This is a genomic window from Rhizobium sp. CF080 (assembly GCF_000282095.2).
Taxonomy (GTDB): domain Bacteria; phylum Pseudomonadota; class Alphaproteobacteria; order Rhizobiales; family Rhizobiaceae; genus Neorhizobium.
In genome coordinates this window covers 26,045-41,251 of sequence record NZ_AKKC02000004.1, presented here as the reverse complement: position 1 = coordinate 41,251, position 15,207 = coordinate 26,045, and the positions used below count along the sequence as shown (strand labels likewise).

General features: G+C 58.4%; 6 protein-coding genes and 1 pseudogene. 6 read left to right on the top strand and 1 reads right to left on the bottom strand.

What is annotated here, in order from left to right:
* Window positions 1-323: 323 nt before the first annotated feature.
* The 4 genes from PMI07_RS07295 to PMI07_RS33960 all read left to right on the top strand — a co-directional run bounded on the left by PMI07_RS07295 (window position 324) and on the right by PMI07_RS33960 (window position 8,109).
* On the top strand, window positions 324-6,467 hold the full coding sequence (locus tag PMI07_RS07295) for a toxin TcdB middle/N-terminal domain-containing protein (RefSeq protein ID WP_024163649.1): 6,144 nt from the start codon (window positions 324-326) through the stop codon (window positions 6,465-6,467).
* A 95-nt stretch (window positions 6,468-6,562) separates the two neighbouring features.
* Window positions 6,563-7,441, top strand: coding sequence for an RHS repeat-associated core domain-containing protein (locus tag PMI07_RS07290; protein ID WP_024163648.1), 879 nt, complete (start codon window positions 6,563-6,565; stop codon window positions 7,439-7,441).
* Window positions 7,441-7,854, top strand: a complete 414-nt coding sequence (locus PMI07_RS07285; protein ID WP_007758477.1) for a hypothetical protein — start codon at window positions 7,441-7,443, stop codon at window positions 7,852-7,854. Before PMI07_RS07290 ends, PMI07_RS07285 begins: the two co-directional genes overlap by 1 nt.
* 33 nt (window positions 7,855-7,887) lie before the next feature.
* On the top strand, window positions 7,888-8,109 hold the full coding sequence (locus tag PMI07_RS33960) for a PilN domain-containing protein (protein WP_081760662.1): 222 nt from the start codon (window positions 7,888-7,890) through the stop codon (window positions 8,107-8,109).
* An 80-nt stretch (window positions 8,110-8,189) separates the two neighbouring features.
* Here PMI07_RS33960 and PMI07_RS34780 read toward each other — a convergent pair.
* A pseudogene (locus PMI07_RS34780) lies at window positions 8,190-8,329 on the bottom strand (recombinase family protein); the annotation flags it as partial.
* Between the two features lie 254 nt (window positions 8,330-8,583).
* Here PMI07_RS34780 and PMI07_RS07280 point away from each other — a divergent pair.
* Window positions 8,584-14,604: an RHS repeat-associated core domain-containing protein gene (locus PMI07_RS07280; RefSeq protein ID WP_024163647.1), complete on the top strand. Its 6,021-nt coding sequence runs from the start codon at window positions 8,584-8,586 to the stop codon at window positions 14,602-14,604.
* 48 nt (window positions 14,605-14,652) lie between these two features.
* On the top strand, window positions 14,653-15,063 hold the full coding sequence (locus PMI07_RS34775; protein WP_155956409.1) for a hypothetical protein: 411 nt from the start codon (window positions 14,653-14,655) through the stop codon (window positions 15,061-15,063).
* Window positions 15,064-15,207: the final 144 nt, after the last annotated feature.

The window sequence follows — 15,207 nt, the reverse complement described above, 5'->3', positions numbered from 1 at the left end:
AGGAATCTCGACGCGTGGCAACATCTACCGTCGAATCATATTCATGTAGGGTGTCGGCAAAGTCCGGCTCGGAGCCGCGCCGCGATTATGCGGGAATGCCGTCGCAATGGCGCGCCGCAACCGGCGACTTGCCGGGCGGTATCGCGCCTGGTGGTCGAGCCTTGGTTCAATCTCCTTCGCGGTCTGCGAGGCATTTCTAATATACCTGTGTCATATTCTCATATTTTGTTGTTGGGTTCACAAAACGGTTGCACTGGGTGGGTTGTGCGCCGTTAGGATGCGTCGTGTTTTTGATGACGAATTGATTCGCTTCGAGGGGGCTCATGCGTAGCAGTCGGGTTGGTTTTGCGGCTTTTGCCGCCACGGTATCGCTTTGCGTTTTTTCTTGTGGGGTGACGGGAGCGGTGGTTGTCGACGGGCTGCTGGGGCATGGCGCGCTGGCGGCGGAGCAGGGTGTGCGGCCGGTTGGATTTGGCAGCGGCGCTGGTCTCGGTGGCGGCTCCGCCGGCCGGGCTGGGGCTGGGCAGTCCGGCTTTGGTGGAACGGCAGGCCAGGTTGGTTCCGGCAGTGTCCCGGGGACTGAGGTGCTTGAACCGGGGGCAGGATCAGGGACCGGCGCGTCCTCGAACGATCGGGCGGTGGACCGGACGTTGGGGCTTGGAAAGCCGCAGGGGAAAGGTTTGGGGGCCGGGGCCGCTGGTGGTCGTGCCACGGGTGCCGAGGACGGGTCCGGCCAGGCTGGCGCAACCGCGCTTGGCAAGCCGGCCGATAAGCAAGAGGGCGAAGACACGCAATCCGGCACGGCGGATGCCAAGGGCAAGGATGCCGATGGTGCGCTGGAGCCCGAGGCGATGTCGGCCATGGCGGCGTCGGCCGCTGCAACCGGTCAGGAGGCTCCGGCGGTCAATGCGCCGCCAAGACCGTCTTTGCCGGAGATCGGCGGCAATGGCTTCTTCAGCCAGAAGATCGAACTCGACGTTCCCGGCTTTCGTGGCCTGGAGCCGAAGATTGCGCTGAACTACAACTCGGCCCGCAAGACGCGGCTGGGCGGGCTCTACCAGGGCTGGCTCGGTTATGGTTGGGGGCTCGACGGTTTCGACGTGATCGAGCGGGCGACACCGGGCTACGGTTATCCGGCCTTCGATGCCAAGGACGTCTACCTGTTGAACGGTGAGGAACTGGTTGCGTGCGCCACCGGCATGGTGGCGGCCTCCTGCTCGGTGGGCGGCACGCATGTGACCGAGAACGAGAACTTCAAGCGGGTGATCTTCGATGCGGCGGCCAATACCTGGACGGTGACCGACCGGGACGGCACGGTGTCACTGTTCAAGTCGGTGATGGCGGTGGCCGGCAGCACGCCGGCATCGGGCACGCCGGACTACAACGTGCAGCACGACGGCCGCTTCCTGCTGTCGTCGGTGACCGATACCAACGGCAACGTCGTGAACTACGGCTATACCTGCCCGGACCTGCCGGTATGTTATCCGTCGGTGGTCAGTTATGGCGGGATGAGCGTCAACTTCCATTACGAGGACCGTCCGGACTCTCTGGTGATGGCCAACGGTCTTGGTCTTTCCTATACCAAGAAGCGGATCAAGACGGTCGGCGTGAAGGTGGGGACTGCCCTGCGCACGGCCTATGCGTTGACCTACGACCAGGCGCCGTTCTCCAACACGTCGAGGCTGACCAAGGTCGACCGCTACGGCCGCGATGCCACCGTCTCATCGGCTGGCGTCATCACCGGACCGACCGTCAAGACCATAAGGCAGATGACCTATGACAACCTGGTGATCAGTTACCAGCAGGGATATTATGCTCAACCGCAACGCCCGTGCTGCGACTTGTATCAGCCTACGCAGGAATTTGCCGTGGACTTCGATTCCGACGGTAGGGATGAACTGCAAATCACTACCCATGTCGAACGGTATTCAGAGGAAGACGCTGGCACCACCACGCTTTGGGACCTCTACAAATTTAACAAAGACGGGGTAGGAGCGCTTTCCGCTTCGGTCGATCTGAGACGGCTTCATCAACAGGGCGACAACTCACGGGTGTTTCCCTTGGTGGCCGGGCGGTTCTCTGCCGGCGCGGTAAAAGAGGTTCCGGTGTCCTATACGTACTCGAAGCCCGCCTGGGGAGACTCAACTGAATACTACAGCGGAAAGGCGATGATCTCACCGAGCGGTCTGTCGGACTGCTACGCGGCAGTCTGTTCGCAGTTTTATCAAGAGCCTAGCCTATCTTCCGAGCCGCCATCGGTAACGACCCTCGATCATGACGGCGACGGCGTCGATATTATCGTGGGGGGTGGGATCACAGGAATGGGTGACTTTGCGGCAAACGGCCGGCAGGGGTACGTAGATACCAACAACGGAGTATCGGCGTATCGCTTCATCAATGGAGCTTGGGTTGCCTTTCCGATTGGGGCAAATTGTTACCCTACGACTTTCAATTTCTACGTCTGCGCGCTGGGTGATCTGAATGGGGACGGCGCGACGGATCTGGTGGGTGCATCGAAACGAGGGAGTGGGGATACCGACTATACGGCGCAGATCTGGCTCTCGACTGGCAAGGGATTTGTACTGCTTGCCGGCAGTTTCCCGTGGCGCCTGGAAACGGCCCTTCGTGATGCTGACAATGATGGCAAGGTCGATATCTACCACGATGGCACGGTTTTCACCTTGGGATTTGTGTCCGCTGGATCTCAGCTTCTGCCGTCGAACTACGCTTTGCCGTCAAATTTTCGCGTTTCTGGCGACTTCAACGGTGACGGACTGCCTGATCTTTTGCGATCAGGCTCCGATAATCCGATGTTCTCGCAATTTGGCTCCGGCAACCCGAACCTTTTGCGTTCTGTGAAGCTGGAGACGGGTGGCACGGTCAGCGTCGACTATACGCCGTCGACGCGGTGGACGAACACGTTCATGCCGCAGGTTCTGCACGCGGTGACGCAGTTGCGGGTGGATGACGGACGCGGGCAGGTGGCTTCGACCGACTATGCCTATGCGGGCGGGCTGTACGACCCGAAGGCACGCAAGTTCCTGGGCTACAAGACGATCACCATGACCAAGCCGCTGGCCAATGGCGAGACGGCGCGTCCGGTGGTCGAGACGACCTATCGCCAGGATCTGGCAAGCTACGGGCTGCCCGAGAAGACGGTCTTGCGCAACGGTGCCAACACCGCTTCCAAGACGGTGGCCGAGACCTATTCGGTCAATGCCACCACCAAGCCGTATAAGGCCTTGAACACCGCCACCGAAACGACGCTGAACGAGACTGGAACCCCGCTTGTCCTGCGCAAAGAGCGGGCCTTTGATGCCTATGGCAATATCTCCCAGATCCGTGACTTCGGCCGCAAGGACCTGACCGGCGATGAGACCTGGACTTTGGCCTCCTATGCGCCGAACACGACGGCTTATATCGTTTCGCTGCCACGGCAACGCAATGTTCGTTCAGGTGGGTTCAGTACCACCACGGATGTCTATGAGCAGCATCAGGCCCTGTATTACGATGGCAGCACGGATAATGCGGCGCCGCCGACCAAAGGTAATCTGACGATCCTGCGGTCCTACGGTTCGGTCGAGCCGACTTCGGCTTCCTACCTCGAGTACTTCACCTATGACAGTTACGGGAACAAGCTGTCGCATGTGGATGGGGCGGGAAGCCGCACGGAGTGGGACTACGACGCGGCCTATCACCTCTATCCGGTGAAGGAGCGGGCGCCGAAGTACTTTGCCACCGGCGGCCAGCCGGCGGATGCGCGGTTCGTATCGACCTTCACCAACGATGTGGTGTGCGGCAAGCCGGCGACCAAGGTGGACTGGAACGGGGTGACCGAGACGTTCACCTACGACCCGTTCTGCCGGCCTTTCAACTATGCACATTCGGGCACCGGCAAATACGTCAACACCCGTTATGACAACGAAGGAAATCCGGCGCTTCAGTCTGTGACGGTCTACGAACCGCTCAGCACTGGGACGGGCGATGTCCACATCCGGACCTTCTATGACGGGCTCGGCCGGCCGTGGCGGGTGCAGACGCCGGGCGAGACGGCGAGCGGCCAGCGGCGCATCACCGATACGAGCTATGACGCCCGCGGCAATGTGTGGCAGACGGCGTTTGCCCGCTTTGCCAATGAGACGGCGCAATGGACGGTCAATAGCTACGACTGGCAGGACCGGGTGGTGAAGACGGTCAACCCGGACGCCTCGCAGCGGACTTATCTTTATCTGGTTCAGACGACTGCCTTCACGGGTTCGAGCAATCTGCCGGTGATGGAAGTCCGTATCACGGACGAGGAGGGGAATGCCGGCACGGGCGGCAACGGAACGGGTGGCACGGGTGAGACGGGTGGCAACGGTACGACCCCCGGCGTTCGTGATCCGGCTTCCGGCTACTACATCAACGCGGACGATAGCTGGATGTATCTGGCAATGGCACGCGGCTTTCACCGCTGGCAGGTCGGCTCTGGTGCTTTTTCCTACGCTTTCCGTTGGGTCGCTAGTAGCGGAGCGGCAGCGGGCACCATCACTATCACGGCAGCTCAGTACAATGCGGCGGGAACGGCAACCGGCTATACCCACACTGACGGCTATACCTACTTCCGCGATCCCACTGCCGCGAACGAAGTCCCTTACACTGACGAAGTTCTTCTAACAGGCTACCACTCCGGTATTGCCCGGCGGAGCGCCCCGGTTTCCACGGGGGGTGGCACCGGCGGTGAAGGCGGTGCTGGTGGAGACAGCGGCAGCGGTAGCGGTAGGCAACATCGCTCGTTCACGGACAAGGACAACAATGTGATCCTGACCTCCTCCGGCCAGCTCTCCGGGGCCTGGGTCAATGAGTACCGCAGCTATGACGCGGTGGGGCGGCTTAAGGGTGTGCGCGACAATGACGGTGCTGTGTGGACCTACACCTACGACCTTTTGGGCAACCGGCTTTCGGCCAGCGATCCGGATCTGGGCACCTGGACCTATACGTACGACAATGCCAACCGGCTGGTCAGCCAGACGGATGGGCGTGGGGCGGTGACGACGCTTTCCTACGACCAGATGGGCCGGCTTCTCACCAAGCAGGTCAAGGCGGCCGGCGAGACCACCGCCGCGGTGACGGCCACCAATACTTATGACACGGCGGATGCGGGCGTCGGATCGGCCCCCTTCCACAATATCGGGCTTTTGACGAAGTCGGTGAACGCAGCGGCGACCCAGAGTTTTAGCCGCAGCCTGAGCGGTTCGACGACAGTATTGACCACCAGGACAGTGATCGATGGGATCACCCATACGACGGTGGAGACCAGGGGCAAGTCCGAGCAGACGCTGTCGATCGCCTATACGCCGGCTGCGGTGCCAGCTTCGATCCCAGTCGGCACGTCGGCGGCGCCCTGGACCTACAATACCGCCAACAAGCTGCTGACGGTGCCCGGTTATATCAGTGCCGCCACTTACGAGGCGGACGGCCAGACGAAGTCGATCGCCTATGCCAACGGGGTGACGACGGCGTTTGCCTATTCGCCGACCCGCCGGTGGCTGACGCGGGTGACGACAGCCAAGGGCAGCACGGTGCTGATGGACAATCAGTACACGCGCGACAAGCTGGGGCGGATCAAGACCATCGTTGGTCTCACCACATCCGACAACTGGACCTATGCCTATGACGACCTCGACCGTCTGACCTCGGCCGACAATGCCGGCAACAATGCACTCGACGAGACCTATAGCTATTCGGCGAGCGGCAATCTCCTGTCGCGCACCCGGATCGCCGGCACCTATACCTATCCGGTGGGCACGGCGGTGCGCCCGCATGCGGCGACCAAAATCGGGACGAAGCCGATCGGTTACGACGCCAACGGCAACATGGTCTCGGACGGCACCCGCAGTCTCGTGTGGGACCGGTCGAACCAGCTTGCCAGCGTCACCCAAGGCGGATCGACGGTGACCTTCTCCTATGGTCCGGACGGATCGCGGGTGATGAAGAACTGGGCGTTTGGCAAGACGCTTTATGCCGGAGCCGATATCGAGATCGACCGCACCACGCCTGGGGCGGAGGTCTATACCTACTATCCGCATCCCGACATCAAGGTCGTCGCCACGGCCGCCGGTGCGACCAGCAAATTTTTCCTGCATCGCGACCACCTGTCGTCGGTGCGGCTGGTCACCGACGCTGCGGGCAATGTTGCCGAACAGACCAGCTATGCCGCGTATGGGGAAACCACCAATCCGGCGATGCAGACGAAGAAGGGCTATATCGGCGAACGCTTCGACGTTGAAACCGGGCTGATGTATCTCAACGCAAGATATTACGACCCGGCCTTCGGACGCTTCATCGAAAAGGATGATGAGGCAGACATGGAAGTCGATGGCGAACGGCAGGCAAAGACGATCATGAGGCTTGTGCCCGCGGCCATCGCCAAACCCGGATCTCCCACATCCGCCAACGGCACGGCTCCAACAGCATCCGACCGGTAGTCAGAGCGCCCAGGCGAGCGGCCGAGAAGGTCGCTCGCCTACCAACCAAGCCACACCCAAGCTACCGTTCCAACTCTCGCACCCGGAAATCCTCGATGCGCTCTCTCGTCCGGCCGTTCCTTGCACGCGTCCTCAGCCTGCTACTTATCGGCGCCATGCTGGGCGCTCCATTCGCACCCACCGCCGACGCACGATTCATCTCCCCCGACGACTGGGATCCGACTCTCGAAGGCGTTGGAACCAACCGATACGCATATGCTCAGAACGATCCTGTCAATAATAGTGATCCCAATGGGCATAGCTACGGATCGGGGATTGATGGAGGTTCACCAGAAAATATCGGTGGACGTGACGACGAAAAAAGTTATGGGCTCGACAACTGGTTCGGTGGTGACTCCGATAGTATTAGCGATGGCGTCGGAATGGCCGCGACATCTGGACTGAAAACTGTTCCAGGTGTTGAGGCGTTCTATGATGCATATAAAGACTACCAAGAGGGAAAATACGCCAAGGCGGGTGTCGAAGCAGCACTAGGTGCGGCCCAGGTAGGCGCGGTTAGAGGTGCTATCAAAGCCGCCCCGGAAGCTCCGAATACATCGAAAAGAGGTGCGTTGAATGAAACGCCGAAAGGCGGGCAACTTTTTCGCAATCTAGCTCCCGCCGATCGTATCGCAGCACCAAATGTGTTTCCTTCCGCTCAAATTCGTAACGTCGCTTATAGCGGGCGAATGGAGTATGTTGTTCTTGAATCTGGCCAATTGGTGTTAGGAAAGTCTGCCCATATCAATCTCGCCAGAGGAGCGGCGGTTCGTGCCGCAGGAGAAGCACGTTTTGCTAAAGGTGAGCTCCGATCGATTGACAATGTATCCGGTCATTATCGCCCTTCGGGGCAAGGCGCACAAGATGCTGCGATTGCTGCATTCGAGCGGGCCGGGTTCAATGCTGCCGGAAGGTACCGGGAGAAGGAGTTTTGATGGACATTGAATACTCTACGAAATTACTGGATATATTGGTGGAGAATTGTCGGCGGATTTTTGCGAGTGGTTTTGGCATCGATCAGGCTGAATGCTCAATGTTTCAGGTGGTCGAACTGCTTAGAGCAGAAACGGTTCTAAAGGCGTCTTTTTTGAAGAAGGTCGAAATTACTTTCGAAAAAACTGACGCTTACGGGCTAGACGATGGAAGCGTTCCAAGAGAGCTAATTGAATTAGTTGTTCATGAGTTTCAATGGCCTGAGTTTGACGCCCTCGCAAAAAAACGCTTACTGAAGCTTTTCAACAATAATAAGAGCTTAGCAATCTCGGATATGTCGATGACCGTTCAGAACGCTTACAGAGAGGATTGGGAGGACAAAGAATTCTATCGGAAATATAACTTATCGCCTTGAGGTTATTTCATGGGCAGTGCGCGGGCCGAATGAATAAGAGCCGGTTTATCTGGCCTTATCTATATTAACCAGGAACTAACCCAAATTTTGCCGGATGACACCTGGCTGACGGATATCGCAATCGACGGAGACATGCTGACGATCACCGGTTTTGCGGCGGAGTCTGCGGCTGCCCTTATTGCCACGCTTGATGCCTCCGAACTCTTTTCGGCGCTTCACCTCGCCGGTTGCGCGCATTCCTGGTCAGTCCGGTGAACGTTTCGAGATCCGTTTGCGGGTGGAGCCTGCATGACGGAACTGCTGATCACCTTGATGAATGCGCCCCGCTACGGTTCCAGCTCGGTCCGCCCCTCGCGGCCACCGACCGACACCTTCTCTGACTAGATATCTCGCGGCCTTCACTCCGAAGGCGGTCGACCTGCACTTGTAAATCCTGATCGATTGTGCTGACGCGGGCGTAACCGATGCGGGCCATGTCTTACCTCAAGCTTTAGGCCCGAAGCTACCATGTTACAAATAGGCGCCGTCAACCCGGATGCTACGACGCAGTCTGTAACGGTCGGCATGTAACGCAGGGGTATACCCTGAGTTTACGCTGGTCGCACATAAGCATTAGACATCAATGTTTTAGGCCGATTGAATTATCCAGCTGCGCAACTTCTGGGATTGCAATTTTCGCGGCGATCACCTTTAAAGCTGGTTGCCTATAATTAACGTCTGAGGGGGCTCGTGCGTTTTCATCTGTCTTTTTTTGCGGCTTTTGCCGCCACGGTGTCGCTTTGCGTATTTTCGGGCGGATTGTCTGGCGTCCCGTTTGTGGGCGGCGTGGCGTTTGCGCAGGATGTCGGGCAAAGCAGTAGTGGATTTGGCACCGGCTCCGGTCTGGGCGGTGGCAATGGCTTTGGCCGAGGCAACACGGCTAGCGGAGGAGGCACCAGTAAACCCGATGCAGCTCCTGCGCATGACCGGACGGTGGATCGCGCGCAAGGCATTGGCCAACCTCCGACTGCCGGCAGTGCCGAAGACAGTGCTGATGCAGGAACAGGCAAGTCGATAACTTCCGAGACGGACAAGCCCCACGACAAGTTCAGCACCTCCGCGCTCGAACAGATATTCAAGGATGCCAAGGCGCAAAGCGATGCCAAGGCCAAGGCGGCGGGTGATGCCAAAAAGGAGGGCGGCGCAGAACAGCAAGCGCGTTCATCGATGTCTTCGATGTCGTCCAGTGCCGCTCTTGAGGGCGGCAATGCAAAGGAAAAGCCGTCCGTCCCTGATATTTCCGGTAACGGGTTCTTCACACAGGATATCGCGATTGAAGTTCCGGCCTTTCGTGGCCTGGAGCCAAAGATTTCGTTGGGCTACAACTCGGCCCGCAAGACCCGCATCGGTGGCCTGTATCAAGGCTGGCTCGGTTACGCTTGGGGCCTTGACGGCTTCGACGTCATCGAACGCGCGACGGTCGGCTATGGTTATCCGGCCTATGACGCGGGAGACATCTATCTCCTGAACGGCGCGGAACTGGTTCCCTGCGCTTCCGGTATGACGGCATCGTCGTGCTCCGCTGGCGGCACACATGTCACCGAGACCGAAAACTTCAAGCGCGTCTTGTTCAACGCGAGCGCCAACACCTGGACGGTAACCGATAGAGACGGAACCACATCGCTGTTCAAATCCGTGATGACAATCGCCGGGACCAATCCCGCTGCGGGCTCCAATGATTACAAGCTTCAGCATGACGGACGCTATCTGTTGGCGGAAGTGAAGGACACCAACAACAATACCGTCACCTACAGCTACACCTGCCCGGATTTGCCGGTCTGCTATCCAAGCACAGTCAGCTACGGCGGGATGAGCGTTGCTTTCCATTATGAGGACAGGCCAGATCACATCGTTACGGCAAATGGCTTCGGCCTCTCGCAGAACAAGAAGCGGATCAAAAGCATCGCTGTACGCGTCGGCTCGGCGCTTCGCACGGCGTACGCGCTGACCTACGATCAGAACCCATTCTCCTTCGCGTCGCGCCTTGTAAAGGTCGATCGCTACGGCAAGGATGCAGCCATAGATGCGAACGGCAGCGTTTCCGGTCCATCGGTCAAGCTGATCCGCCAGATGACCTACGACAACTTCGCAGGCAACTACGTCACCAAGACTGCGAGCGTCACCAATCTGACGACGCAAAAGGCAAACGATCTCGATGCCGATGGCAGGGACGAGTTGCACGGCTTAGGTAGTCCCAACTGGCAATTCACGCGCTTCACCAGCGATGGCGACGTTGCGGGAACGACATCCGCAAGCGCGACGGGCGTCTATGATGTCGCAGGCCGCTTCAACGGCTCCAAGCGCACGAAGGATATCGGCGTCGCCTATGTGGGCGGGAGCGGCTGGACCGGACAGGTCGTCACCACCGATACATCTCTCAATCCGACCGTCAATGCCTGCCCTTCTATCGATCCTTCCCTTTGCGCAGCTATGACGAGCGGTAGCACCTATTCAGCCGATATGAACGGCGATGGGGTCGATGAGGCGATCGGAACGTGGTCTTTCGTTCTACTCGGCACCGTCGATATGTCAGCCAATGGTCGTCAGGGTTTTCTGTCGGCAGGCATTCCCAGCTATGTTCATCGCTACAAGAACGGCGTTCTCGTTAACGAGAATATCGGTATCGATTGTATCAGCGCTGGCTACTACTGTGCGGTCGGCGATCTAAACGGCGATGGCGCGACCGATATCGTGCATACCTATGGCGAGCCGGAAGGCGGGTACATGAGCATCGTGTATCTATCGACTGGAAACAGCTACCAATCCTATGCCGCCATACCGACCAGCGGTCCTCCGGTTCTCCGAGACATCGACGGCGACGGCAAGGTCGATATCTCATCACGGCAGGTGCTCGGTGGTGCCAACCTCTATGCGGACCTAAGTACTGCGAGTGTATTCTTCCACGGCAACTGGGCTGCGCTTTCGACGCCGATCCTCCCGATGCCTTATGCGTCCCGTCTAACCGGTGACTTCAACGGCGACGGGCTTCCCGATTTCGTGACCGGCTCCAACACCATATCAGTTTCACAAGCCGGCACCGGGAACCCGAACCTTCTGCGGTCAGTCAAGCTGGAGACAGGCGGCATCGTCAGTGTCGACTACACATCATCGTCTAAGTTCCAGAACACCTATATGCCAAACGTGCTGCATTCCGTCACGCAACTGCGGGTCGACGACGGGCGCGGTCAGGTGGCTTCGACCGACTATGCCTATGCGGGCGGGCTGTACGACCCGAAGGCGAGGAAGTTCTTAGGGTACAAGACGATCACCATGACCAGGCCGCTGGCTTCTGGCGAGACGGCGCGCCCGGTGGTCGAGACCACCTATCGCCAGGATCTGGCAAGCTACGGCCTGCCGGAGAAGACGGCGAGCCGCAACGGCGCCAACACGGCCTCGAAAACGGTGGTCGAGACCTATGCGGTCAATGCCGCGACCAAACCCTATCGCGTCTTGAACACGGCGAGCGAGACGACGCTGAACGAGACCGGCACCCCGCTTGTCCTGCGCAAGGAGCGGATCTTCGACGCCTATGGCAACATCACCCAGATCCGCGACTTCGGGCGCAAGGACCTGACCGGCGACGAGACCTGGACAGGCATCGTCTACCCCTACAATACAGGCGCGTATATCGTATCATTGCCCCGCGTCAGGTGGATCCAGTCAGGTGGGTTCGATGCGGCGACGGCGGTCTATGAGCAGTATGAAGCCCTGTACTACGATGGCAGCGCGGATAACGCGGCGCCGCCGACCAAGGGCAATCTGACGATCCTGCGGTCTTATAAAGCCGTCGAGCCGACCTCGGTCTCCCATAATGAAGTGTTCACGTACGATGCTTACGGCAACCGTGTGTCGCATGTGGACGGGGCGGGCAGCCGCACGGAATGGGACTATGACGCGACCTATCACCTCTATCCGGTGACGGAGCGGGCACCGAAGTATTTTGCCACCGGCGGCCAGCCGGCGGATACGCGGTTCGTATCGACCTTCACCAACGATGTGGTGTGCGGCAAGCCGGCGACCAAGGTGGACTGGAACGGGGTGACCGAGACCTTCACCTACGACCCGTTCTGCCGGCCTTTCAACTATGCGCATTCGGGCACCGGCAAATATGTCAACACCCGTTATGACAACGAAGGAAATCCGGCGCTTCAGTCTGTGACGGTCTACGAACCGCTCAGCACTGGGACGGGCGATGTCCACATCCGGACCTTCTATGACGGGCTCGGCCGGCCGTGGCGGGTGCAGACGCCGGGCGAGACGGCGAGCGGCCAGCGGCGCATCACCGATACGAGCTATGACGCCCGCGGCAATGTGTGGCAGACGGCGTTTGCCCGCTTTGCCAACGAGACGGCGCAATGGACGGTCAACAGCTACGACTGGCAGGATCGGGTGGTGAAGACCGTCAATCCGGATGGCAGCCAGAAGAATTACAGCTACGCGGCACGACCCACATCTGCTGCCGTCATGTGGGGAACGGGTAACATTGCGGCCTTCGATGCTTGGCTGACCGATGAACTCGGCCAGCAATACAACACCGTGACGGATGTCCATGGTTATGAACTCGGCCGCTTCAACCACAAGAACGGTATCTTTACCGCCTATCATATCTCGACTTACGATGTGCTCGGGCGGCTGCTTGGGGTTCAGGATACCGAGGGCGCTCGCTGGACCTATACCTACGATCTGATGGGTAACCGGCTCTCGGCCAGCGATCCGGATCTCGGCACCTGGACCTATGCCTATGACAATGCCAGCCGGTTGATCCGCCAGACCGATGCGCGAGGTGCCATCACCACGCTAGCCTACGACCAGATGGAACGGCTCCTGACCAAGAGGGTCCAGATGCCGGGCGAGGCGTCTCCGACCACTGTAGCAACCAACACATACGATCAAAACAGGCAAGGATATCAGCACAATGTCGGTATGCTTACGTCGGCCGTGAATAGCAGTGCTCAGTTTGAGTTCCTGCGGAACTATAATGGATCGGGCGGACACCAAGTCACAGGCACCATCATCGACGGCCTTTCGTCATGGAAGACGGAAGGCATGGGGCGTCAGTGGAAAACGCAATCTGTGCAGTACGGTCCCGAAAACACGCTGATCGGCGCTACGCCGCCTTATTGGTATTATAATGCATCCGACCGTCTCACTTCCATCCCTGACTATATCACCTCGACACTTTACGAGGCGGACGGCCAGACGAAGTCGATCACCTATGCCAATGGGGTGGCGACGGAGTTTTCCTATTCGCCGACCCGGCGCTGGCTGACGCGGGTGGTGACGAAGAAGGGCACGACGGTGCTGATGGACAATCAGTACACTCGCAATGCGATCGGCCAGATCACCGCCATCACCGGCCTGACGCCCTCCGACAGCTGGGTCTATACCTACACCACCGATGGCTTCAATCGCCTGGCGAGCGCCGACAATCTCGGCAACAACGCGCTCGACGAGACCTTCACCTACTCGCCGAACGGCAACATCACCTCGCGCACGCGCATGGGTACCTATACCTATCCGGCAGGCTCGGCGGCGCGGCCGCATGCGCCGACCGGAATTGCCAGCCGCTCCCTCGTTTACGATGCCAACGGCAATACGACCAATGACGGCATTCGAACCATGGGCTGGGATCGCTCCAACCAGCTTGCCACCGTCACCCGCAACGGCGCGACGGTGAACTTCGCCTATGGCGCGGATGGTGCACGGGTCAAGAAAACCTCAGCGTTCAACACCACGCTCTATGCCGGATCGGAGATCGAAATCGACCGCACGACGCCCGGTGCGGAGGTCTACACCCGCTATCCGCATCCCGATATCAAGGTCGTCACCACAGCGTCCGGCGCGACGACCAAATACTTCCTGCATCGGGATCATCTCGCTTCCATCCGGCTGGTTACGGATGCATCCGGCAATCTGGTCGAGCGGACCAGCTACGCCGCTTATGGCGAGCCGACCAACACCGCCATGCAGACGAAGAAGAGCTATGTCGGCGAACGCTTCGATCCTGAAACCGGGCTGCTCTACCTTAATTTCCGATACCTTGATCCCGCCGACGCCCTATTCAAGTCACCCGATACGCTCGATCCTACTATTCCCGGCGTTGGGACCAATAGGTATGCCTACGCCGGAAACGATCCCGCCAACAAAGCTGACCCGAACGGGCATGCTTGGTCCCAAGCGGATACGACACTCGAGCCGATAGTGCTCGATAGCGGCCATAGCGATCCTACACAGGACTACTTCTCTTGGGGGGAACACGGCGATGGTGGCGAGACCGGAGTGGCTATTGGTGGCTATTCACTACCCACCGATGGAAGTGGCTACGGCTTGGGAAACGCTCTAAACAATTCAGCATCAGGGTATTCCGCGAATAATGTGCAAGTTGCAGGGTTAAGGAAGGCTGTGGTTCAAGGGGCTATTCAAGTCGGTAAGTGGCTTGGGTCGAAAATTGGACCGAAAGCACCGCCATCAGTAAGGCCACCTGATACTATTAAAAATCTTGAAAAGCTTGAGCGGCAGATGGAACAGCGAGGCTGGTCTTATAAGCAAATCGAAGAGGCTGTTGAAAAAGGTAAACAGCATCCGGCAACGAACTTTAAAACAGGCGGACCCGCAACTCGTTACGAGCATCCTACGACTGGCCGCTCGGTCATCATAGACGACACAACTAAAGGCATAATTCAGGTTGGTGGAGATGGGTTCGACTTCTAGTCTCAGGGAGATCCACGATTGCTGCGTCAACAATAAGGAATTATCTAAATGTTTTGGCCGCCATCGCTAGCTAAAGATATACTAGATCGCTCGTTTCGCTCACTAAATGGGGAACTTGGTATCAATCCCATCGATGTCGAAGCATTTCTCAGAACATGTGAGGCAGACAACGTGGAACTACTCGGCTGGGAACTTTGGCTCGTTGATCATATCTGCAGCCCGGATGGGGATGAACCTCAAAGGAAAGATAAAACATTATGGGGTGCAATTCCATCATGGGCCTTAATCACAGGGGCACATTCAATGGTATTCAGCGGATCTGGTAGCATAAGCGAAATCAGAGCAGAGATTGCTTCTTTAGGTCTTGAGAATAAAATAAAATATCAATGGTTAGAACACGTTAGATTTAACTTCACTTTGGCTCATAGAAAGCGAAATGAAACTAAAAACGAAGGTTAGGCCGACTGCCGAACACCCAAACTGCTGGTCGGAGACCATCAGGCATAGATCGTCTAAAGTGCTGGATGGACGGCCGATGCTAGAACAGCTCAACGGCCCGGCGGGAAGAAGGACCGGTAGCCTTTGGTGCGGCGGTTGAGCTAC

Coding starts and splice junctions, on each gene's coding strand:
- PMI07_RS07295 (WP_024163649.1), top strand. CDS start 324: ATGCGTAGCAGTCGGGTTGGTTTTGCGGCTTTTGCCGCCACGGTATCG.
- PMI07_RS07290 (WP_024163648.1), top strand. CDS start 6,563: ATGCGCTCTCTCGTCCGGCCGTTCCTTGCACGCGTCCTCAGCCTGCTA.
- PMI07_RS07285 (WP_007758477.1), top strand. CDS start 7,441: ATGGACATTGAATACTCTACGAAATTACTGGATATATTGGTGGAGAAT.
- PMI07_RS34775 (WP_155956409.1), top strand. CDS start 14,653: ATGTTTTGGCCGCCATCGCTAGCTAAAGATATACTAGATCGCTCGTTT.